Genomic DNA, 22,934 nt, shown 5'->3' on the forward strand with positions numbered 1-22,934 from the left:
GACGGGCGGCCGAACTGATAGTGCATTTCTGCCCCGCTTACTTCACCATGCCTCCTGTGATCGCCAGACGCTACCGGCCGCAAAGCTTCGAGGAAGTGATCGGGCAGGACGCGATTGTACGCACGCTGCGGAATGCGATCACGAGCGGGCGGGTGGCGCACGGATATATTTTTTCCGGCCATCGCGGGATTGGCAAGACCACCGTGGCGCGCGTTCTGGCCAAGGCGATGAACTGCCAGGCGAGTGAGGGGCCAACGCCGGAGCCGTGCCAGCAGTGCGTGAGCTGCACGGAGATCCGCGAGGGTAATGCCGTCGATGTGATCGAGATTGATGCCGCCAGCAACCGCGGCATTGACGAGATCCGGGCACTGCGCGAGCGCGTGCGCTACCGGCCGGCGCGGGACCGGTACAAGTTTTTCATCCTGGACGAAGCCCATCAGCTCACCGGCGATGCCTTCAACGCGCTGCTGAAGACGCTGGAAGAGCCGCCGGAGTGGGCCATCTTTGTGCTGGCGACGACGGAACCGGAGGCGCTGCCGGCGACCATCCGCAGCCGCTGCCAGCAGTTTGCGTTCCGGGCAGTGAGTTTCCCGGTGTTGCTCAAGCGGCTGCAGGAGATTTGCGCGGCAGAAAATGTTGCCGCGGAACCGGAGGCGCTGGAGCTGATTGCTGAAGCCGGCGACGGCTCGGTGCGGGATGCGCTGTCGCTGCTCGATCAGGCCGTCACCTACGCGACCGAGGGACTGACGGCGGAGGCGGTGCGCAGTTTGTTGGGACGTGTTGCCGGAGCGGGCATTCGCGGACTGCTGGAAGCGGTGCGCGAGGCGAGCGCGCATGATCTGCTCGAGCGCGCCGACGAGCTGCTGGCGACGGGCGTGGGGCCAGCGCAGATTTGCGCGCAGATGACGCAGACGGTGCGGAACGTGCTGGTGGCGCAGGCGGCGCCGGAGGAGCCGGAGTTGATTGCGGCGGGCGAGGGCGAGCGCGCGCTGGCACGCGAGCTGGGCGGATGGTTCCGGGAAGAGGAGCTGACGCGGTTTCTGCAGATTTTGCTGCGGGTGGCGGGGGATTTCCGGCACGGGCAACAGCAGCGGCTGCATTTTGAGCTGGCGCTGATGAAGATGATGGAGGCGCGGAAGCTGAGCAGCGTGGAGGAGGTGATCGCGGCGCTAGAGGGGCAGGGGGAAGAGGGAAAAGGGAAAAGGGAAGAGGGAAAAGGGGAAAGGGAAGAGGGAACGGCAGCGAGGAGCCAGGGGACAGGGACGATCAGCCATCAGCCATCAGCTATCAGCCATCAGCACACGCGCGCGGCCGCGGATCCTACGGTCGCGGTGAGGGCCGTACTGGAGCGGGAAGGAAAGGCGTCACTGCTGGCGATTTTGGGGGCGGCGGGGTGGCAATGGAATGAAGAGGGCGGGAAGCGGAAGTTGACGCTGACGTTTGCCGAGGGCGATGGGCGGGCGGCGCTGGCGCAGCAGGCTTCCACGCAAAAGGCGCTGACGGCGGCGTGCTTGAAGGCAATGGGGGCGGCGCCGGAGATCAGCGTCATCCTTGACGGCGCGGGACCGACAGACCGACAGACCGAGAGATCGACAGACCCAGCGCCGGCGCTGCCGGGGAGTCCAGAGGAGCGGGCGGAAAATCATCCCTTGCTGCGGCAGTTGAAAGCGCAGATTCCGATGCATGTGCTGCGGACGCGGGCGCTGCCGGCGAGTGAAGCTAAAGGAAAGGGCCAATGAACTTCGACTTGAATCAAATGCAGTCGCTGCTGGGCGAGGCGCGCAAGCACTACGAAGAGCTGCGGCAAAAGATGGCGCGCACGACGGTCGAGGCGACAGCGGGCGCGGGCATGGTGACGGTGAAGATGAGCGGGGATAAGCAACTGCTGGAGGTCAAGCTCGACCCGGAAGTGGTCAAGAATGATCCCGATATGCTGCCGGACCTGATCCGCGCGGCGGTCAACGACGCTTCACGGCGGGTGGATGAAATGGTGAAGTCGGAACTGGGCGGACTGATGGGCAACATGCCGCTGCCGGGATTGTTTTAGGCCAGGCGACTGCTATGGAACTTGCGCCGCCGCTGAAACGCCTGATCGATGCCCTGCATCGGCTGCCCGGCGTGGGGCAGAAGTCGGCACAACGGATTGCGTTTCATCTGCTGAACGCGCCGGAGGAGCAGACGCGCGAGCTGGCGGAGGCGGTGGCCACGCTGCGGGAGCAATTGCACTTCTGCTCGGTGTGCAACAACATCACTGACTGCGATCCATGCGGGTACTGCGGGGATGCGCAGCGTGATGCGTCGGTGGTGTGCGTGGTTGAGGAACCGCATAACATTGTCGCGGTGGAGAAATCGGGACAATTTCACGGGCAGTATCACGTGCTGGGCGGTGCAATTGCGCCGCTGGCGGGGATTGGGCCGGAGCAGTTGAAGATTCCTTCGCTGCTGGCGCGGCTGCGGGCCACGGGCGCGGGCGGCGAGCCGGTGGTGCGGGAGATCATTATAGCCACCGATCCCAACGCCGAGGGCGAGGCGACGGCGCTGTATCTGGCGCGGCTGCTGAAGCCGCTGGGCGTGCGGGTGAGCCGCATCGGGATGGGGATTCCGGTGGGCAGCGAGATCGAGCACGCCGATGCGGTGACCATGTCGCGGGCGCTCGAAGGGAGACAAGAACTGTGAGCGAGAGCGAGCCGAAAACGGTGGGGTTTGTCAGCCTCGGCTGCCCAAAGAACCTCGTGGACTCCGAGGTGATGATGGGCATGCTGCAGAAAAACGGCTGGCGCGTCACCGCCGATGCCAGCGACGCCGATGTGCTGGTGGTGAATACGTGCAGCTTCATCGAACCAGCGCAACGCGAAAGCATTGACACCATTCTGGAGATGGCCGCGCAGAAGAAGAACGGGCGCGCGAAGCGGCTGGTGGTAGCCGGATGCCTGGTGGAGCGGTTCCGGGGCGAACTGCAGAAGGAGATGCCCGAGATTGATGCGCTGATCGGGACGAATGAACTGCAGCAGATTGAAGCGGCGTGCTCCGGGACCTCGACTGGCGCGGGGCCCCGCTCGGCTGCGCCGAGCGACCCGCTTAGGTCGCTGCTGCCGATCCTGCCGCAGGATTTTTTTGATCCCAGTCCGGCGGCGCCGTATCTGTACGATGACCTGACGCCGCGGCTGCGGGCGACGCCGAAGCATTCGGCGTATGTGAAGATCGCCGAAGGGTGCGATCATCCGTGCAGCTTTTGCGTGATTCCGAAGTATCGCGGCCGCTTCCGCAGCCGGCGGTTTGAGTCGGTGGTGAACGAGGCGCGACGGCTGGCGGGCGAGGGCGCGCGCGAGCTGGTGCTGATTGGGCAGGACACGACCTGCTACGGCGAAGACCTGGGGCTGAAGGACGGACTGGCGGCGCTGCTCGGGCGGCTGGCGGGCGTGGCGGCGGAGTCCGAGACGCTGCGCTGGATCCGGACGCTGTATTTTTATCCAAACAAGGTCAAGCAGCCGCTGCTTGACACGATCGCGGCGCACCCGGAGCTGTGCAAGTACGTGGACATGCCGCTGCAACATGCCGCCGCGGGCGTGCTGAAGCGGATGAAGCGCGGCGGGTCGGGGGAGATTTTTCTGAAGCTGATCGAGCGGATTCGGGCGACGATTCCGGGCGTGGCGCTGCGGACGTCGTTCATCGTGGGCTTTCCGGGCGAGACTGAGGCGGAGTTTGAGGAGCTGTGCACGTTCGTGCGCGAGGTCGAGTTTGACTGGATGGGCGTGTTCGCGTACTCCGATGAGGCGATTAATCAGGCGGTGCATCTTGAGGGCAAAGTGCCGCAGGCGGTAATCGAGCAGCGCAAGAAGAAGCTGATGCAGATGCAGCGCGCGATCTCGCGGCGGCGGCGCAAGGCAATGATCGGGCGGACCGTGCCGGTGCTGGTGGAAGGCCCGAGCAGCGAGACCGAGCTGCTGTGGGAAGGCCGGATCGAGGGGCAGGCGCCGGAGATTGACGGCAAGGTACTGATCAACGATTGTGCCGAGGGTACTGAGCTGCGGACCGGGATTTTGGCGCGGGCGGAGATCACCGGAGCGCAGGATTACGATCTACTCGCACGGCTCGTACAATAAGAGCCATGCGCTGCCCGATATGCCACAAACCGGTGGCGGAAGATGACCCGGAATTCCCCTTCTGCAGCCAGCGCTGCCGGACGATTGATTTGGGCAACTGGGCGAGTGGCGTCTACCGCGTGCCGGTAAAACCGGACGAACCTGACTCTCCGCCCGACGAGAAACAATAGTTCGTAGATTACCCAGTTGAGAGGCGGCGGGAGTGTGGCATAGATTGTCTATGTCATGCGTCCTGATGAGATTCCGCCGGGAACGCTGGTGCTGCTGATTCTGGTCACGCTCGAACGGCAGGCGCCACTGCACGGGTTTGAGATTGCCGAAGCCATTGAGCGGCGGTCGGAGGACGTGCTGCGAGTGGAAGAGGGGTCGCTGTATCCGGCGCTGCAGCGGATGCTGGTGAAAGGCTGGATCGTGGGCGAGTGGGGCCAGACGAGCGAGAACCGGCGCGCCCGCTATTACCGGCTGACGCCTGCCGGGCGGAAGCAATTGACGGCGGAGCGGGCGCAGTTTGCGCGGGTAATGGGCGCGGTGGGAAAGGTGCTGCAGCCGGTATGAGCTGGCCTGGCGAATGCGCGCGGCGGGTGTGGATGCTGGTGGGTCAGCGGCGCTGGCGGCGCGAGCTCAGCGAGGAGATGCGGCTGCACCGGGAGCTGCGGGGCGGTGGCGCACGACGCTTCGGCAATGAGCTGCGGCTGCTGGAGCGCAGCCAGGCGCAGTGGGGCTGGACGTGGCTGGAGACCTGGGCGCAGGACATCCGCCACGGCCTGCGGCTGCTGCGGCGCACGCCGCTGATCACGGCGCTGGCGCTGGTATCGCTGGGGCTGGGGATCGGCGCCACGACGGCGCTATTCACGCTGACCGATGCGGTGCTGCTGCGGCCGCTGCCAGTGAGTCATCCGGAACGGCTGGTCTGGCTGCAGACAAGATTTGGCTTCAGCCCGCGGATGTTTAGCCGCCTTCAGGAGCAGAACGGACTTTTCGCCGGCGTTGCTGCCGCTGACGATGTAATGCTGCCGACTGCGGGCGGGGGGCGTGCGTCGAATCTCTTGGTCAGCGGCAGTTATTTCGGCACACTCGGCTTGCACGCCGAACGCGGGCGTCTGCTCGCTGCCAGCGACGATTATGAAGGCTGCCCAGCGATAGCCGATATCAGCGACGCGTTCTGGCGCAGTCATTATCAAGCTTCCCTCACGGCGCTGGGCTCGGCCATCGAACTTGGCGCGCAATGGTTTGATGTTGTCGGGGTCACGCCACCCGGATTTTCGGGCACGATAGCGGGCCGGGGATTCGACCTCGCCCTGCCGTTGTGCGACGAGAGCATCGTGCTCGGGCCCAACAATTATGGCGAGGCCTGGGGCGACTCGACCAACCTCAATGTGTACGCCCGCCTGCTGCCTGGTGAAAACGCAAGACAAGCGCAGGCCCGGCTGAACGCCGTCGAGCAACAACTGATCGCAGCCATGCCTGCGGACACACTCGTGGCGCAACGAAAGTCTTTCCGCGTACGGTTGGAGTCCGCTTCGCAGCGGCCGTCGGCCCTACGCATAAATCTGGGTGCGCCAATTGTGGCTTTACTCGGAATTGCCGGGCTGGTCTGGCTGCTGGCTTGCGCGAATCTCACGGCACTGATGCTGGCACGTGCGTCGGCACGGCAACCGGAAATCGCCATGCGCCTTGCGCTTGGCGCGTCGCGGGCGCGGCTGGTGCGGCAGCTAATCACCGAAAGTATTCTGCTTACTCTCGGTGGCCTGGCGCTCGCGTGGCCGCTCGCGGTCTGGGCGTGCCGTGCCGCCGTAGCGTTCTGGTCGATGCACGGCACTGCACCGGCCCTGGATCTCAGGACCGATTTCCGGGTGCTGCTCTTCCTCACCGGTCTGACGGTGGCAACGGCGCTGCTGATGGGCTTGTGGCCGTCGCTGCGGGCGAGCGACGCGCAGCTCAGCTCGAGCGCGCGGCAGAACCGCCCGCGTGCGGCGCTGGGGTGGCGGATGATCGCCGGGCAGCTCGCACTGGCGCTGGTGCTGCTTGCCGCGGCAGGGTTGTTCGCACGCTCGCTGGCGGAGCTTACTGGGCCCAGCAAGGGCTTTGACGCTCGTCATGTCTTGCTGGTTGAATACCCAGTGGTACGTGGCGCCAGCAGGGCCGAGATTACGCGGCTGGTTGCCGTGCGGCAAACGGCTATGGAGCGCATTAAGGTCCTTCCGGGCGTCGAGGACATCGCCGCCGCCCGCACGATTCCGGCCGGATGGGAGTCCACGCTGACGGCAACCGTTTGGCCCAAGGCCGATGGCGGTCACTGGCGGGCCGCGCTCTTCAATGCCGTATCGCCTGGTTACTTCGCCACGCTGCGCACACCGGTATTGCAGGGGCGGACGTTCGAGCCCAGCGACATCGATCAGCCGGTGGTGATCATCGACTCTGCCCTCGCCAGGATGTTGTTTCCCGGCCACAACCCCATTGGCGAAACTTTCGAGGCCTACACTGGCCCCAAGGGCCGGCGCACGGTGCGAGTCGTCGGCCTGGTCGCTGATACCCACAACTGGCAGTTGCAGCGGGCCGCACCGCCGACCGCCTACATTCCGATCACCGGCGTGTTCTGGCCGGCTTCGACGCTCTTTGTGCGCACGCCGCTTTCGGCCGCTGCGTTGGGCGAGGAGGTCCGGCACGCGCTCGGCAGCAGCGCCGCATTCACCGTCCAGCCGTTTACCGCGCTGATGGACCAGGGCATCAAGCCGCAGCGCATGCTGACGTGGCTGGCGGCGTTGTTTGGCGGCTTAGGGGTGGTGCTGGCCGGGCTGGGGCTGTACGGCGTGACGGCCTACAATGCCCTGCGGCGGAGGCGGGAGTTTGGCATTCGTGTGGCCTTGGGCGCAGGCGAGGGCACGATTGCTCGGCAGGTGCTGCGGGAGGCGGGCGTGGCGCTGGCGGCGGGGCTGGTCATCGGCGGAGGCGTGGCGTTCACGCTGGCGCGCGTGCTGCGGGCAGAGCTGGGCAGGGTGCTGTACGGCGTGAAGGCGCAGGATGCGGCGGCGTGGGCGGGCGCGGTTGCGCTGCTGTGCGCGGTTGCCTTGCTGGCGGCGTGGTGGCCGGCGCGGCGCGCGGCGCGAGCCGATGCGATGGCGGCGCTGCGGGAGGAATAGGCATGGGCGAATTGTGGCGGCGGGTGCGGATGCTGTTGGGGCGGCGGCGCTGGCGGCGGGAGCTGGCCCAGGAGATGCGGCTGCACCGGGAGCTGCGGGGCAGCGGCAGCGTGCGGCGCTTCGGCAATGAGCTGCGGCTGCTGGAGCGGAGCCAGGCGCAGTGGGGCTGGACGTGGCTGGAGACCTGGGCGCAGGATATCCGGCACGGGCTGCGCCTGCTGCGGCGCACGCCGCTGATCACGGCGCTGGCGCTGGTATCGCTGGGGCTGGGGATCGGCGCCACGACGGCGCTATTCACGCTGACCGATGCGATACTACTGCGGCCGCTGCCGGTGAGCCATCCCGAGCAGTTGGCGCAAGTCTATACACAGGCGCCGCGGATGAAGCGGCCGTCGCCTTCGTTCACCAACCCGATGTGGGAGCAGGTGCGCGATCACGAGGATGTGTTCTCGGGCGCGTTCGCGTGGAGCGCGAATCAGTTTGTGCTCACGACGGGCGGGCCACGGGAGACGGTGTGGGGCGTTTGGGCGAGCGGAGGGTATTTCTCGACGTTGGGCGTACACGCCGAGATGGGGCGGGTGTTTGGGCCGCAGGATGACTACCCGAGCTGCCCGAACATTGCCGACATCAGCGACGCCTTCTGGCGGAGCCGTTTCGGCGGATCGGCCAAAGCACTGGGGGCAACGCTGCGGCTCGACGGCCATCTGTACACCGTCGTAGGTGTGATGCAGGCGGGATTTCCAGGCACGGACGTGGGCACGCAGGTGAACGTTGTGGTGCCGCTGTGCGACGAACGGCAGATGTTGAACGTCCGCGACGCCTGGTGGCTGATGGTGATGGGGCGGCTGAGGCCGGGAATGAGCCTGAAGGCGGCCGGAGTGCGGCTGGCGGCGACAGCGCCGGCGTGGCTGGCGGCGACCGTGCCGGGCGACTGGACGGCGGCGGAGCAAGCGGGCTACCGCGCGCGGCGGATGGGCCTGGCGTCGGGCGCGCGCGGCATGTCGAGGATAGGGCGTCGTTACGGTTCGGCGCTGGAGATCCTGCTTGCCATTGCCGGACTAATTCTGCTGGTCGCCTGCGCCAATCTGGCGGCGCTGATGCTGGCGCGGGCGGCGGCACGGCGGCAGGAAATTGCCGTGCGGCAAGCGCTGGGAGCGGGGCGCGCGCGGCTGATCCGTCAGCTTATGACGGAAAGCGCGCTGCTCGCCGCGGGCGGCCTGGCGCTGGGCGTGGCCTTTGCGAAGTGGGCGTGCCGCGCGGCGGAGACGTTGCTCAAGGCGCAGCTCAACCTGGCGCCGGATGGCCGCATGCTCGCCTGCGCGATCGGAGCCACGGTGCTGACGGGGTTGCTGGTGGGCCTGGCGCCGGCGCTCAGCACCAGCCGCGCCCAGGCGCCTTCGCGGGCGGCGGGACGGCGCGCTGCGGTGGCGGCGGTGGCGATTGCGGTGGTGTTGCTGGCGGGAGCGGGACTGTTTTTGCGCAGCTTTGCCAAGCTGGGCAACATCGGACTCGGGTTTGATCCGGCGCATGTGACGTTGCTGGAGGTCGACAATCAAAACGCGCTCCGGATCAGCAACGCCGCCGTGGCAGCGCGCGCACAGGCGTTAGCGGCTCTGCGGGCGCTGCCGGGCGTGAGCAGTGCGAGCGGGTCGTTTATCATTCCGGGCCAGGGAATGGAGTGGGATACGCCGGTGCACAGCCGCACAGGAGCAATTCCGGATGCGCTGCTGAATGGCGTCTCGCCCGGCTATTTCGCCACGCTGCGCACGCCGCTGCTCGCGGGGCGCGACTTCAAGGCACAGGACCGGCGGGGCACGGCCACGGTCGCGATCGTGAATGAGGCGGCGGCACGGATGCTATTCCCCAACGGCCGGGTACTGGGGCAGGAGATCATGCAAGGCGAAGGCAAGGACATTCAGCGGGCGCAGGTGGTGGGGGTGGTGGCTGACGCCAAATATTTAACCGTGCAAGAGACGGCGCCGGCGCAGGTGTATTTTGCGCTGGCGCAGTTGAAGGAGGGTTTTCCGACCACCAGCTTTGAGCTGCGCTCGTCACTGCCGGGAGCAGTGCTGGGGGCGGAGGTGAAGCTGGCAATGGCAGCCGCGGATCCAGCGGCGAGCTACGCGGTGCTGAGCTACAACCGGCTGCTGGTGGGCATCCTGCTGCCGCAGCGGCTGCTGGCGTGGCTGTCGGCCCTGTTTGGCGGCCTCGCGCTGCTGCTGACGGCGATCGGGCTATACGGCATCATGGCGTACAATGCGGAGCGGCGGAGGCGGGAGTTCGGCATCCGGCTGGCGCTGGGCGCCGAGCCGCGCTCGGTGCTGCGGCTGGCGCTGGGCGATGCAGCCTGGGTGGTGGGCATTGGGGTTTCCCTCGGCGTGCCGCTGGCGTGGGCAAGCGCGCGGGCGGCGCAGGCGGAGCTGAGCAAGCTGCTGTACGGCTTGCGGCCGACGGATGCAGCCACGCTCGGAGCCGCGGTTGCGGTGCTGGTGGCCGCGGCACTGGTGGCGGCGTGGCTGCCGGCGCGGCGCGCGGCGCGGACCGACCCGATGAGCACGCTGCGGGACGAGTGAGCAAGCTTATGGGCGAGCTGTTGCGCAGACTCGGCATGTTGCTCTCGATGGGGCGCTGGCGGCGCGAGCTGGCCGAGGAGATGCGGCTGCACCGGGAGCTCCGCGGCGAATGGCGCTTTGGAAATGAACTGCGGCTGCTGGAGCGCAGCCAGGCGCAGTGGGGCTGGACGTGGCTGGAGACGTGGGCGCAGGATATCCGGCACGGATTGCGATTGCTGCGGCGCACGCCGCTGATCACGGCGCTGGCGCTGGTGTCGCTGGGGCTGGGCATCGGCGCCACAACGACACTGTTCTCGCTCACCGATGCGGTGCTGCTGCGGCCGCTGGCGGTCAACCATCCCGAGCAGTTGGCGCAGGTCTACACGCAGGGACCGGATGAGGCAAGCGCGGCGCCATGGTTCACGCGGCATATGTGGGAGCAGATGCGGGAGCACCAGGACGTGTTCTCGAATGTGTTCGCGTGGGCCAACACGGAGTTTTACCCACGCGATAGAGAGCAGCCGTTGTGGGGCGCGTATGCGAGCAGCAGCTACTTCGCTGGACTGGGCGTTCATGCCGAGGCTGGGAGGCTGCTTGGGCCGCACGATGACTACCGCGGGTGCGCGAAGGTCGCGGTGATCAGCGACGCTTTTTGGCGCAATCATTTTCGCGGCTCGCCGCGCGCGCTGGGCGTGGCACTGGACGTAGCCAATGGTCCGTTTACCATCGTCGGCGTTATGCCCCCGGGATTTCTGGGGACCTATATTGGCAGGCGCGCGGATATCGTTGCGCCGCTGTGCGCCAGTCCTGCGATGAGCGCGGGCGGTCCCGACAATTGGCTTCTGCTTTTGATGGGGCGGCGGAAGCCGGGCGTCACTCTGGCGGCGGCGCGCACGCGTCTCGCGGCGCAGGCACCCGGCTGGATGCCCACCAAGCGGCGCAACCGGCGCTGGACGCTGACGCCGGCGAGCGGCGGCATGAACTGGTTCGGGCGCAGCTATGGAACGGCGCTGCTACTGCTGCTCGGCATTGCGCTGCTGGTGCTGCTGGTCGCCTGCGCCAACTTGGCCGCGCTGATGCTGGCGCGCGCGGCGGCACGGCGGCAGGAGATTGCGGTGCGCCGGGCGCTAGGCGCGGGCCGGTTGCGGCTGGTGCGGCAACTGCTGACCGAGAGCGGCCTGCTGGTGCTGGGGGGCGCGGCGCTGGGCGTGGCCTTCGCAGTTTGGGCGTGCCAGGCGGCCGAGCGACTGCTACGGGCACAATTGAATCTGACGCTGGATGGGCGCGTACTCTTGGCCGCGTTGGGATTGACGCTGGCGACGGCAGTACTGGTGGGACTGGCGCCAGCGCTCAGCGTCAGCCGCGCCAAGGCCACATCGCGCGCTGCCGGGCGGCGCGCGACAGTCGCCGCGGTGGCGATTGCGGTGATCCTGCTGGCGGGCGCGGGACTGTTCCTGCGAAGCTTTGCCAAGCTGGCGGCGGCGCCCCTGGGTTTTGATCCGGCTCATGTCGCGCTGGTCGAGGTGATGGCGCCGGATGCATCGCACGCCACTAGCGATATTGCGCCGACACGCAGCCGCACGGTCGCGGCGCTGCGTGCGCTGCCTGGCGTTACGGCGGCCAGCGCCAGCCTCATCGTGCCCTCGCAGGGGCTGCAATGGGATGGACCGGTGCGCAACCGCACGGGGCGGACGGCGGGCATGTTCTTTAACGCGGTCTCGCCGGACTACTTCCGCACCCTGCGCACCGGGCTGGTCGCGGGCAGGGATTTCAGAACAGGCGACACGGAAGGCGCACCGCTGGTGGTTATCGTGAATCAGGCTGCGGCACACGTGTTGTCCGCGGGTGCAGAAGCGATTGGCCAACCGCTTTGGGCGGGTGCGAGTGGAGCAAGCGCTTATGAGGTCATCGGCGTAGCGGAGGATGCCAAGTACCAGGGCTTGCGCGATCCTGCGCCGCCGCAGGTTTACTTCGCGCTGGCGCAGCTTGCGGAGACCTCCCCGACGATCAACTTTGAGCTGCGCTCGCCTCTGCCGCAAGCTACGCTGGCGGCGGAAGTGCACCGCGTGATGCGGCGAAACGAGCCGGAGGCAAGCTACCAGTTTCGGTCGTTTTCCAACGCGATAGCAGGCACGCTCAGCACCGAGCGGCTGCTGGCATGGCTGTCGGGGCTGTTTGGAGGGCTGGCGCTGCTGCTGACGGCCATCGGCCTGTACGGCATCATGGCGTACAACGCGGAGCGGCGGAAGCGTGAGTTCGGCATCCGGCTGGCCCTGGGGGCCGAGCCGCGCTCGGTGCTGCGGCTGGCGCTGGGCGATGCGGCATGGGTGGTCGGCATTGGCGTGGCGATCGGCGTACCACTGGCGTGGGTGGGCGCGCGGACAGCGCAGGCGGCGCTGAGCAAGCTGCTATATGGGTTGCGACCCACCGATGCGGCCACGCTCGGGGCGGCGGTCGTGGTGCTGGTGGCCGCGGCGCTGGCGGCGGCGTGGCTGCCGGCGCGGCGGGCGGCGCGCACGGATCCGATGAGCACGCTACGGGATGACGGCTAAGGTTTAGCGCGTCGGCCCGGATGGCTTGGCTCGGGCAACGGGTCAGCTTCTTCCCAGGGCTCCCGCGCCAGCATGCGCCTCGCCGCTCGGCTCATCCATTCGTGCTAACGACCATCGTCGTGCGCATAGGCCTGATTGAGTTGCTCCGTAATCTCGGCGTCGCGCTGGTCGGCGATAAAAGCTTCGATCGCTTTGGCGATTAGAGCGTTGCGCGACAGCTTCATCTTTTTCGCGAGCCGGTCTGTCCGGCGGATCAGATCGTCAGGCAGCGAGATGGTGGTGGCCCTCATATTTCACTCGCTGCGCAGGCGGCCCGCGGCGTACTTATGGATCAGGCTGGCGATGAGGGTCTGGTAGGGCAGGCCCTCGTCGACGGCGCGTTTCTGGATGGCTTTCAAATCGGCGCGTGAGATGCGAATATTCAGGCGACAATCTTTGCGCAGCGAATCCCGTGCAGCCTGGACGTAGCGGTTGCGTGCTGCGGGGCTCAGCTTTACCGGTTGCCACTTGCCCGCTTCCACTTCTTTCAGGAGCTGGCGCTCTTGCGCGGTCAGATTGGATTTCATAGATTCCCTCTTTCCTCTCGGATCTTCCGGGTCCAACGGCGGCTGGGAATTATGGTCTTCAGAAAAACCTCGTGCTCACTCTCGACAAACGGCACCAAGTAAGCGTAGTCCCGGCACCAGACGACAAAAATCTTCTGGCCGGGATAGCGCTCTGGGTGGGGATGTTCGAGCACATCCACCAAGTCGCCAGCGGCAATGTAAAAGGCGACATCCTCAAATCCGATGCCGCGCGTCGCGCGCAGGTTGGCGTCCTTTTCAGGGTTCCAGGCAAGGCGCGGCACACCGCCAGAATAACACTTGTGTGCCGGATCGGCACACAAATGCGGCCAGGCGGTCTGCGGGGACGAGGTGGCGGTGCATGTCTTGCTTTGGAGCGGTGGAAGTGGCAGCGTCGGGCGCCCACGCAAACCACTTTGCGGCACGCTGCTCGTCCACCGTAGCTGCGCGTCGACACCCGCGAGGTAGGCAGCGGCTGCCGCACGACCTGGCCGTCGATCTCCCTGAGGCAGGGCGATACTCAAAAATTCGGGCTTGCCCAGAATTGCCGACCATCGTACCATTCCCGGTGAGCTGCCAATGTCAGCGGTTGCCGAGCCATGGAGACGAGATGAACTACGAAATTGGGAAGATGAAGGTTGACGAACTCGCTGGCTATTTCAAAGATGGAAAGATAAATCTGATCCCGCCGTTCCAACGTGGCCGTGCATGGTCGCCCGCGCTGCGCAAGAAACTGTTGGAGAATATGGTACGTGGCAGACCGATTCCGGCGATCTTCCTTTACAAGGATGAGGCAGGCAGTAAGTACTCTTACAACATCCTTGATGGCAAGCAGCGCCTCGAGAGCATTTTGCTTTTCATAGGCTGCAAGCGGGAAGACCTTGCGATCCCGAACTGGAAGCAGTACTTCTTCAAAACGACCGCAAAGCCGGACTTCAAGATTGACGTCTCGAAAGCCCTTAAGCCGGCGGACAACAGATCCTTCGCGGATCTCGACGACGAGACGGTGAGAAACTTCCGAGAGTACAAGATCCCAACGATCGAGATAGACATGGACCGGGAAGAGGGCGGCATCCAGGAGCTGATTGACCTTTTCATCGACATCAACCAGCTTGGGGTCAAGGTGAGCAGATGGAACATCGTGAGAACGATGTACTCGAAAAACCGCCTGCTGGCTGATATTTTTAAGCTGGTTGCAATCAGACAGAAGCGACGCAAAGACTGGTTTTACAAGATGGTAGACAATGACTTCACATTCGTGCTGAAGCGCCTTCAGTCTGTCCAAAGCCTTGAGGAAAATCAGTCCGAAGAACGGGTTGACCGGATGTGGGAGCGGCTCCTCGAGATTGCTCTCTTTGTGAGAACAGGCCAGCACCGCACCTTGGCCCAGATCCTGAAGGCGTTCATTGGCGTCCGCGTGGACAGCGCGAAGCTATCGCCGGACGAGAGGCAGCGGCTCGCGTCGGCCTTCAAATTCCTTCGCTCGCTTTACGGTCGGCCGGAGCTAAAGGAGTCGCGCTTGGCAATGGACCAACCGCACTTCTACACAATGGTTACGTCGATCATTGCGCTAAACCTCGCCAGCGCGTACCCGGATCTGAGCCACCGTATCGCGGCACTGGCTAAGGTCATCGATGGGAAGGACCAGCCGCCGCGAGGCTATGCGCAGGACCTGAGGGACTATATGGATCTCTCGTCCAAGCAGACAACCCACCCCGGCAGGAGGCAGCAGCGGCAGGACCTCTTTGCCAAGCTCATCGGCTCTGTGTAAGCTCCTCCTGACCTGCAATCGCTCTGTTGACACGACTTCGTCTCCAGCCCCGTGCCGGCTACTGGCTAGCTGCCGTCGATGCGTAGGGTGTCCTTATCGGATCATTGCTGGGGTCGGGAGGCGAGTAGGACGGCGTTGCTCCAGCTAGGCCCATTTGAAGAAGTCCGCCCCGAAGTGGATGGCCATTTGCCGGTCGCTCGGCCTGCCTGGTGCTGAAATCTCCAGATTGGCGGGGCGCCACCGGGTAGGCCGGCATGTCGCAGCAGCGGCGCCACCGCTACCGCGTGGCGGGGTGGGCGAGGTGGCGGTGCATGTCCTGGAGGACGTGGACGGAGGGGTGGGCGGCGGCGCGGGCGGCGATGGCTTCGATGGCGGCCTGGGCGGCGGCGAGGGTGGTGACGATGGGGATGCGGCGGGCGACGGCGGTGCGGCGGATCTCTTTTTCCTCGAAGAACTGCTCGCGGCCGGCGGGGGTGTTGACGACGAGGGTGACGCCGCCACCTTTGATGAGGTCGATAAAGTTGGGGCGGCCTTCGCTGATCTTGAAGACGGGCGTGACCGGCAGGCCGGCCTGGCGGAAGACGGCGGCGGTGCCGCGGGTGGCGAGGAGCGTAAAGCCGAGATCGAGACAGCGGCGGGCGAGCGGGATGCCGCGGGTTTTGTCGCGTTCGCGGAGCTTGAAGAAGACGGTTCCCTGCTCCGGCAGCGCCTGGCCGGCGGCAAGCTGGGCTTTGGCGAAAGCCTCGCCCATGGTGGGTGCGACACCCATGACTTCGCCGGTGGAGTGCATTTCGGGGCCGAGAACGGGGTCGGCGCCCTGGAATTTGTTCCAGGGGAAGACCGGGCTTTTGACGCAGTAGTTGGCGCCGGTGGGCAAGCGCTGAGCGGCAAGCACCTCGGGCGGCAGCAGCGCGCGCAGCTTGGCGGCACGGCTCATGACGATGGCGGCGAGCTTGGCGAGCGGAACGCCGGTGGCCTTGCTGACGTAGGGGATGGTACGCGAGGCGCGGGGGTTGACTTCGAGGACGTAGACCTCGGGAGCGCCGTCCCCGTTGGTGTGGGTGATGGCGAACTGGACATTCATCAGGCCGACGACTTTGAGGGCGCGGGCAAGGCGGATGGTCTGCTCCTGCAACTGCTGCTGGAGTTCGGGCGAAAGGCTGAAGGGCGGCAGGACGCAGGAGCTGTCGCCGCTGTGGATGCCGGCCTCTTCGATGTGCTCCATGATGCCGCCGAGGACGACGTCGGTGCCGTCGGAGATGGCGTCCACGTCGACTTCGATGGCGTCTTCCAGGAAGCGGTCGATGAGGATGGGGCGGTTGGAGGAGTATTCGGTGGCGAGGGCCATGTACTCGCGCAGCATGGCGTCGTCGTAAACAATCGCCATGGCGCGGCCGCCGAGCACGTAGGAGGGCCGCACGAGCACGGGATAGCCGATGCGGGCGGCCACTTTGAGGGCCTGCTCGACCGAAGTTGCGGTGCCGCTTTCGGGCTGGCGGATGTCGAGACGGCGCAGCAGGGCGCCGAAGCGCTTGCGGTCTTCGGCGAGATCGATGGAGCGGGGCGAGGTTCCGAGGATTTTGAAGCCCGCCTTTTCGAGCGGCAGGGCGAGGTTGAGCGGCGTCTGACCGCCGAACTGGACGATGACGCCTTCGAGCTTGCCGGTCGAGGCTTCGTGCTCGAGCACGCGGGAGACATCCTCGAAGGTGAGCGGCTCGAAGTAGAGGCGGTCGCTGGTGTCGTAGTCGGTGGAGACGGTCTCGGGATTGCAGTTCACCATGATCGTCTCCAAGCCGCGCTCGCGCAGCGCGAAGGAGGCGTGGCAGCAGCAGTAGTCGAACTCGATGCCCTGGCCGATGCGGTTGGGACCGCTGCCGAGGATGGCGATTTTGCGGCGGCTGGAGGGCTCCGACTCGTCCTCTTCCTCGTAGCTGGAGTACATGTAGGGCGTGAAGGATTCGAATTCGGCGGCGCAGGTATCGACGCGCTTGTAGACAGGCAGCAGGCCAAGTTCGCGGCGGCGGGCTGCGACCTTGGAGTCGTCGGCGCCGGTCAGCTCGGCGAGGCGGGCATCGCTGAGACCACTGCGCTTGGCTTCGTGCAAGATGGCTGCTGGGAGCTTGGCGAGATCGCCCGTGTCAGCGACGGTCGCCTCGAGGCGGGAGACGTCCTGAATCTGGTGCAGGAACCAGGGATCCATGCCCGTCCACCCGGCGACGTCGGCGACGCTCATGCCGCCCGCGCCGAGGGCGTAGCGGACGTAGTTGAGGCGGTCGGGATGAGGCGAGACCAGGCGCTGGATCAGGCGCGCGGGGTCAATGGCGATGTGGCCGGCCTTCTTGCCGGTTTCGAGCGAGCGCACGCCTTTGAACAGGGCTTCCTTGAAGCTGCGGCCGATGGCCATCACCTCGCCGACAGAGTGCATTTGCGGGCCCAGGGTGGTGTCGGCGCCAGGGAACTTCTCGTATTGCCACTTGGGGATTTTCACCACCACGTAGTCGAGTGTGGGTTCGAAGCAGGCAGGAGTTTTGCGGGTGATGTCGTTGGCGATTTCGTCCAGGCGGTAGCCGACGGCGAGCTTGGCGGCAATTTTGGCGATGGGGAAGCCGGTGGCTTTGGAGGCGAGTGCGGAGGAGCGCGAGACGCGCGGGTTCATCTCGATGACGACCATGCGGCCGTCACGCGGGTTGACGGCGTACTGGATGTTGCTGCCGCCGGTTTCGACGCCGATTTCGCGCATGACCTTGAGCGAGGCGTCGCGCATGGCCTGATACTCGCGGTCGCTGAGGGTCTGGGCGGGGGCGACGGTGATGGAGTCGCCGGTGTGCACGCCCATGGGATCGAGGTTCTCGATCGAGCACACGATGATGACGTTGTCGGCGTTGTCGCGCATCACCTCGAGCTCGTACTCTTTCCAGCCGAGCACGGTTTCTTCGACCAGCACTTCATGCACGGGTGAGAGGTCGAGGCCGCGCACCAGCATGGCGGAAAGCTCTTCGCGGTTGTAGGCAAGGCCGCCGCCGGTGCCGCCGAGGGTGAACGACGGGCGGATGATGACCGGATACTGCGCGGCGAAGTCGAGGCCGTCCTTGAGGTTGTTGACCAGGCGCGAGCGCGGGGTGTCGAGGCCGATGCTCTTCATGGCGTCCTTGAAGAGCAGGCGATCTTCGGCTTTTTTGATGGCTTCGAGCTGCGCGCCGATGAGGCGGATGCCGTAACGCTCGAGGTCGCCGCTATCGGCCAGCTCGACCGCGAGGTTGAGCGCCGTCTGACCGCCGACGGTGGGCAGCAGGGCGACGCCTCCAGCAGGCGAGGCTTCGCGCTTAAGGATTTCGGCCACGTAGGCACGCGTGAGCGGTTCGATGTAGGTGCGGTCGGCCATCTCGGGGTCGGTCATGATGGTGGCCGGATTCGAGTTGACCAGCACGGTTTCGAAGCCGTCGGCACGCAGCGCTTTGCAAGCCTGGGCGCCGGAGTAGTCGAATTCGCAGGCCTGGCCGATGACGATGGGGCCGGAACCGAGGATGATGACTTTGTGGATGTCGGAGCGTCGGGGCATGAGGAGGTCTGTCGGTCTATCGGTCGGTCGGTCGGTCGGTCATTAGAGTCACGAAGTCGTGGAAGAGGTATTGGGAATCGTGGGGGCCGGGAGCGGCTTCGGGGTGGTATTGCACCGAAAACAGCGGCAGGGAGCGGTGGCGGAGACCTTCGAGGGTGCCGTCGTTGAGGTCGAAATGGGTGAGGTCGACGTCGCTGGCGCGGAGCGAGTCGGGATCGACGGCGAAGTTGTGGTTGTGGGCAGTGATTTCGATGCGGCCCGTGGGTTCATAGCGCACCGGATGGTTGCCACCATGATGACCGAACTTGAGCTTGTAGGTTTTGCCGCCGAGGGCGAGACCGATGAGCTGGTGGCCAAGACAGATTCCGAAGATGGGGACACGGCCCATCAAGCCACGGATGGTTTCGACGGCGTAAGTGCAGGGTTCGGGATCGCCGGGACCGTTGGAAAGGAAGACGCCATCGGGATGCAGCGCCAGTACGTCGGCGGCGGAGGTTTTCGCCGGAACGACGCGGACACGGCAGCCGTGCCCGGCAAGCTGGCGGGTGATGTTGCGCTTCATGCCATAGTCGAAGGCTACGACCAGGGGGGCGATCTCAAGAGACGACGGCGGAGGGCCGTCGTAGGGCGATTTGGTGCTGACCACCTGCGCCAGATCGGTGCCGGTCATCGGCGGGATGGCACGGGCGCGGGCCACGAGCGCATCGATCGATGCGCCGGCGGCGGGGGCGATGACGCCGCGCAGCACGCCTTGGGAACGCAAGTGACGGACCAGGGCGCGGGTATCGATACCGGCGAGCACCGGAATGCCGAAACGGTCGAGATAGTCCTGGCAGTCCTGCTGGCTGCGCCAGTTGCTGGTGATGGAAGAGAATTCGCGGACGATCAGGCCTTCGACGAAGGGGTGGTTGGCCTCGTCATCCTCGGCGGTGGTGCCGTAGTTGCCGATTTGTGGCGCGGTGAGGCAGACGATCTGGCCGGCGTAGGAGGGATCGGTGCAGATCTCCTGATAGCCGGTCATGGAGGTGTTGAAAACTACTTCGCCGGCGCCGGCTTTGGTTTTGGCGATTCCGCCGTGGCCAGTGCCCCGGAATACCCGGCCATCTTCTAGTGCCAGTAAGGCTTCCATCGCCCGTCCTTCCCATTTGAATGGCGCGGGACCCCGCTCGGCTGCGCCGAGCGACCCGCTTGCTCGCGGCAGAGCCGGGACCCGGTGGCCCATCCCTGCCGCTCGCGTGGATTATGATCCACCGGCGGTGTTTGCCCTTGGATCAAACCATTTTATCAGCTTTGGTTTAGAATTCTCGGGCCGGAGGAAATTTTCATGCGCCTGTCACTACGATTTGCCGCTGTGCTCGCACTGGCCGCTTCGTTAGGCTTTTTTGCGAACGCGCAAGCGCCTGAACCGCTGTTGCTGCAAACGCCAACCCTGAGCCGCACGCAAATTGCGTTTGCCTATGGCGGCGACATCTGGATCGTCGCGCGCTCGGGAGGTGTGGCGCATCGGCTGGTCACTGGCTTCGACAAGGAGAGCGGACCGATTTTCTCTCCCGACGGGAGCGAAGTGGCGTTCACAGGCGAGTACGACGGCAACGTGGATGTGTACGTGGCGCCGGCTGAGGGCGGGACGCCGCGGCGGCTGACCTATCACCCGGCGCCCGATGTGGCGGTGGGCTGGACGCCAGACGGCAAGGCGGTGCTGTTCCGGTCGAACCGCGCCAGCTTCTCCGATCCCAACCAGTTGTGGACGGTACCGGTCACCGGCGGCTTCCCGACCGAGCTGCCGCTGTCGATGGCGCAGACGGGTTCGTTTTCACCCGACGGCTCGCACATCGCCTACATTCCGAACTCGAGGTGGGAGGATTTCTGGCAGCGGTACCGCGGCGGGCAGACAACGCCGATCTGGATTGCACGGCTTTCGGATTCGAGCGTAATCAAGATTCCGCGCACCAGTGCGCCCAATACAGCTTCGGAGGTTTGCCAGGCAGCGGATCCGGGAAACGGCGGCGTGGCAGGAAATCCGTGCCTTGAGGGCAGCGACCGCGACCCGATGTGGATTGGCAACGACATCTACTTTGTCTCGGACCGCAACGGGCCGTTTGGGCTATACGCGTACCACACCGCAACCGGCAAGGTGCAGCAGCTCGTGAATACCGACGGGCAGTTTGACATTACCTCGGCGGGCGCTGGGCCGGATGCGATCGTGTACTCGCAGTTCGGGCAGATTCACATTTACGACATTGCGCGTCACCGGCAGCAGGTGGTGAACATTACGGTTCCTGGCGATATGCCGCAGGTGCGGCCGCGCTGGGAAAAGGCAGCCAAGCAGATACAGACGGCGGCGATTTCGCCGAGCGGCGAGCGGGCGCTGTTTGCCGCGCACGGGGAAATACTGACGGTGCCGGCCGAGCACGGCAGCATACGCAATGTGACCAACTCACCCGGCGTGATGGACCGCGATCCGGCGTGGTCACCGGACGGAGAATGGATTGCATATTTCTCCGACCGAGCGGGCGCTTATGATTTGCGGATTGTGGACCAGAAGGGGCTGAAACCGGCGCGAACGATTCATCTGAGTGATCCGAACGCGTATTACGGCGACCTGAAATGGTCGCCCAACAGCCAGTCTCTGGTGTACAGCGACCAGGCGCTGCACTTGTGGGTGGTTAACGCTGCGGCGGGCAGTACGCCCGTGAAAGTGGATACCGACCTGTACGAGAACCCCACGCACCAGTTCGATCCGGCGTGGTCGCCTGACAGCCGCTGGATTGCCTATACGCGCGAGCTGCCCAGCCATTTGCACGCGGTCTTTATTTATTCGCTCGCCGAGCGTAGCATTCATCAGGTAACGGACGGGATGAGCGACTGCCTGTACCCGCAGTTCGACCGCAGCGGGAAATATCTGTACTTTACCGCCAGCACGAATACCGGCCTGACGCCGGGCTGGCTGGATATGACCAGCCTCGACCACCCGGTGACGCGCAGCGTCTACGTGGCAGTGCTGCGGAAAGATTTGCCCTCACCGCTGCCGCCGCAGTCGAGCGATGAGACGCCTCAGCAACAGCAAGCGAAGCCCAAGCCGGAACCGGGACCGGACACAGCGCCGGAGGTGCGCATCGACTTTCAGGGGATTTTGCAGCGGACGCTGGCGCTGCCGATTCCCGCGGCCGACTTTGTGGATCTCGCGGCGCGGCCGGATGGGGCGCTGTTCCTGATGTCGGCGCCGGAGATGGGGGGAGAGGGACCGCGGCGGATTTCGCTCCAGCGGTTCACGTTGAAAGACCGCAAGGCCAAGCCCATTGCCAGCGGGATTTCGCGGGTAGCGATTTCGTATAACGGCAAGAAGATGCTGCTGGACCGCAACAAAAGCTGGTATATCACCGATGCCACCAAAGCGCCGGCGCCCGACGCGGGCAAGGTGGACGTCAGCGAATTGCAGGTTCACGTCGTGCCGCGCGAGGAGTGGGCGGAAATGTACCACGACGTGTGGCGGATTGAGCGGGCCTATTATTTTGATCCCGGTTTCCACGGTCTGGACATGAAGGCCGCCGAAGCTGAGTTTGCCAATTACCTGCCCGGCATCGCCAGTCGCGACGACCTGAACCTGCTGTTCCGGGAAATGCTGAGCTATTTGTCGGTGGGCCACATGTTTGTGCGCGGCGGCGCGGAGCCGGAAACCGGTAACCCCGAGCACACCGGTCTGCTGGGCGCCGATTACCGCATCGCCAACGGCCATTATCAGATCGCCAAAATTTACAGCGGCGAAAACTGGAACCCGCGGCTGCATGCCCCGCTGACCGAACCGGGCGTGAATGTGCGGGCAGGTGATTACCTGCTGGCGATGAACGGGCGTCCGTTGACGGCGAGCGACAACATTTACCAGTACTTCCAGCAGACGGCGGGCAAGCAGGCCACCCTTGACGTCGGACCGAACCCGGATGGCAGCGGCGCGCACGAAGTGGTGGTGACGCCCACTGCCAACGAGCACGGGCTGCGCAACATGGACTGGATCGAAGGCAACCGGCGCGAGGTCGATAAGCTCAGCCACGGCAAGCTGGCCTATGTGTATCTGCCGGACACGGCCGGCGGTGGGTTCACCAACTTCAACCGCTACTACTTTTCGCAGGTGGGCAAGCAGGGCGCCATCATTGACGAACGCTTCAACCATGGCGGCGACCTGAGCGACTACATTATTGACTACCTGCGGCGCGTGCCCATGAGCCTCGACATTACCAAACACGGGCACCGGACCATTGATCCGCAGGAGGCGATCTTTGGGCCCAAGGTGTTGGTCATCAACCAGTTCTCGGGATCGGGCGGCGACGCACTGCCGTGGTACTTCCGCGAGGCGAAGGTTGGAACTATGGTGGGCGTGCGGACCTGGGGCGGACTGGTGGGCATTGGCGGCTATCCGGTGCTGATGGATGGCGGCACGGTGACCGCGCCGCGCTGGGCGATTACGGGGCTGCGCGGGCACTGGGTGGTCGAGGATCACGGCGTGGCGCCGGATGTGACCGTGTGGCAGGACCCGGCCAAGATGCGCGAAGGACAGGATCCGCAACTGGATGCGGCGGTCACCATCGCCATGAAGCAGTTGGCGGCGCATCCGCGGCCGGCCTACGCCAACCCCGCCTATCAGAACTACCATCCGGTGCTGCCACCGATTCCTCACGGCAACGGCGGAGGGCGGTAGC

General features: G+C 65.3%; 16 protein-coding genes. 11 read left to right on the forward strand and 5 right to left on the reverse strand.

The features are described from left to right. The first annotated feature begins 47 nt into the window (after nucleotides 1–47). Genes dnaX through EPN33_06960 form a run of 9 tightly spaced genes read left to right on the forward strand, consistent with a single transcriptional unit; the run spans nucleotide 48 to nucleotide 12,347 of the window. Nucleotides 48–1,739, forward strand: coding sequence for a DNA polymerase III subunit gamma/tau (gene dnaX, locus EPN33_06920; protein TAN22661.1), 1,692 nt, complete (start codon nucleotides 48–50; stop codon nucleotides 1,737–1,739). Then, nucleotides 1,736–2,047 carry a YbaB/EbfC family nucleoid-associated protein gene (locus tag EPN33_06925; protein ID TAN22662.1) on the forward strand — a complete coding sequence of 104 codons (312 nt, stop codon included), beginning with the start codon at nucleotides 1,736–1,738 and terminating at the stop codon, nucleotides 2,045–2,047. The genes dnaX and EPN33_06925 overlap by 4 nt, the downstream gene beginning before the upstream one ends. A 14-nt stretch (nucleotides 2,048–2,061) precedes the next feature. After that, the gene (recR, locus tag EPN33_06930) at nucleotides 2,062–2,676 is read left to right on the forward strand and encodes a recombination protein RecR (protein ID TAN22663.1); all 615 of its coding nucleotides are present in this window, start codon (nucleotides 2,062–2,064) and stop codon (nucleotides 2,674–2,676) included. Next, the gene (gene rimO, locus EPN33_06935; GenBank protein TAN22664.1) at nucleotides 2,673–4,103 is read left to right on the forward strand and encodes a 30S ribosomal protein S12 methylthiotransferase RimO; all 1,431 of its coding nucleotides are present in this window, start codon (nucleotides 2,673–2,675) and stop codon (nucleotides 4,101–4,103) included. The genes recR and rimO overlap by 4 nt, the downstream gene beginning before the upstream one ends. Before the next feature lie 5 nt (nucleotides 4,104–4,108). Then, a complete protein-coding gene (yacG, locus tag EPN33_06940) occupies nucleotides 4,109–4,273 on the forward strand; it encodes a DNA gyrase inhibitor YacG (GenBank protein TAN22665.1) in 165 nt (54 codons plus the stop codon). A gap of 55 nt (nucleotides 4,274–4,328) precedes the next feature. Continuing rightward, nucleotides 4,329–4,658 (forward strand): PadR family transcriptional regulator, encoded by a 330-nt coding sequence (locus tag EPN33_06945; protein TAN22666.1) that lies wholly within the window; start codon nucleotides 4,329–4,331, stop codon nucleotides 4,656–4,658. Next, nucleotides 4,655–7,243, forward strand: coding sequence for an FtsX-like permease family protein (locus EPN33_06950; protein ID TAN22667.1), 2,589 nt, complete (start codon nucleotides 4,655–4,657; stop codon nucleotides 7,241–7,243). The genes EPN33_06945 and EPN33_06950 overlap by 4 nt, the downstream gene beginning before the upstream one ends. A gap of 2 nt (nucleotides 7,244–7,245) precedes the next feature. Then, nucleotides 7,246–9,816 (forward strand): FtsX-like permease family protein, encoded by a 2,571-nt coding sequence (locus tag EPN33_06955; protein TAN22668.1) that lies wholly within the window; start codon nucleotides 7,246–7,248, stop codon nucleotides 9,814–9,816. Further along, nucleotides 9,813–12,347 carry an FtsX-like permease family protein gene (locus EPN33_06960; GenBank protein ID TAN22669.1) on the forward strand — a complete coding sequence of 845 codons (2,535 nt, stop codon included), beginning with the start codon at nucleotides 9,813–9,815 and terminating at the stop codon, nucleotides 12,345–12,347. Before EPN33_06955 ends, EPN33_06960 begins: the two co-directional genes overlap by 4 nt. Nucleotides 12,348–12,451: 104 nt before the next feature. Here EPN33_06960 and EPN33_06965 read toward each other — a convergent pair whose 3' ends face one another. The 3 genes from EPN33_06965 to EPN33_06975 are packed head-to-tail and all read right to left on the reverse strand — an operon-like array spanning nucleotide 12,452 to nucleotide 13,194. After that, entirely contained in the window at nucleotides 12,452–12,637 is a 186-nt protein-coding gene (locus EPN33_06965; GenBank protein TAN22670.1) for a ribbon-helix-helix protein, CopG family, read from the reverse strand. A 3-nt stretch (nucleotides 12,638–12,640) separates the two neighbouring features. Further along, nucleotides 12,641–12,913: an antitoxin gene (locus tag EPN33_06970; protein ID TAN22671.1), complete on the reverse strand. Its 273-nt coding sequence runs from the start codon at nucleotides 12,911–12,913 to the stop codon at nucleotides 12,641–12,643. Further along, nucleotides 12,910–13,194, reverse strand: coding sequence for a toxin (locus EPN33_06975; GenBank protein TAN22672.1), 285 nt, complete (start codon nucleotides 13,192–13,194; stop codon nucleotides 12,910–12,912). Before EPN33_06975 ends, EPN33_06970 begins: the two co-directional genes overlap by 4 nt. Nucleotides 13,195–13,271: 77 nt before the next feature. Between EPN33_06975 and EPN33_06980 the strand changes: the two genes are divergently transcribed. Continuing rightward, nucleotides 13,272–14,681 (forward strand): DUF262 domain-containing protein, encoded by a 1,410-nt coding sequence (locus EPN33_06980; protein TAN22673.1) that lies wholly within the window; start codon nucleotides 13,272–13,274, stop codon nucleotides 14,679–14,681. A gap of 277 nt (nucleotides 14,682–14,958) precedes the next feature. Here the strand turns inward: EPN33_06980 and carB are convergent, their stop codons facing one another. Both carB and carA read right to left on the reverse strand, forming a co-directional pair. Beyond that, nucleotides 14,959–18,240, reverse strand: a complete 3,282-nt coding sequence (gene carB / locus EPN33_06985) for a carbamoyl-phosphate synthase large subunit (GenBank protein ID TAN22674.1) — start codon at nucleotides 18,238–18,240, stop codon at nucleotides 14,959–14,961. Nucleotides 18,241–18,256: 16 nt separating this feature from the next. Then, the gene (gene carA, locus EPN33_06990) at nucleotides 18,257–19,369 is read right to left on the reverse strand and encodes a carbamoyl-phosphate synthase small subunit (GenBank protein ID TAN22675.1); all 1,113 of its coding nucleotides are present in this window, start codon (nucleotides 19,367–19,369) and stop codon (nucleotides 18,257–18,259) included. A 195-nt stretch (nucleotides 19,370–19,564) separates the two neighbouring features. Between carA and EPN33_06995 the strand changes: the two genes are divergently transcribed. Then, the gene (locus tag EPN33_06995) at nucleotides 19,565–22,933 is read left to right on the forward strand and encodes a protease (GenBank protein TAN22676.1); all 3,369 of its coding nucleotides are present in this window, start codon (nucleotides 19,565–19,567) and stop codon (nucleotides 22,931–22,933) included. Nucleotide 22,934 lies beyond the last annotated feature (1 nt).

It is taken from the genome of Acidobacteriota bacterium, from assembly GCA_004299485.1.
Lineage (GTDB): Bacteria > Acidobacteriota > Terriglobia > Terriglobales > SCQP01 > SCQP01.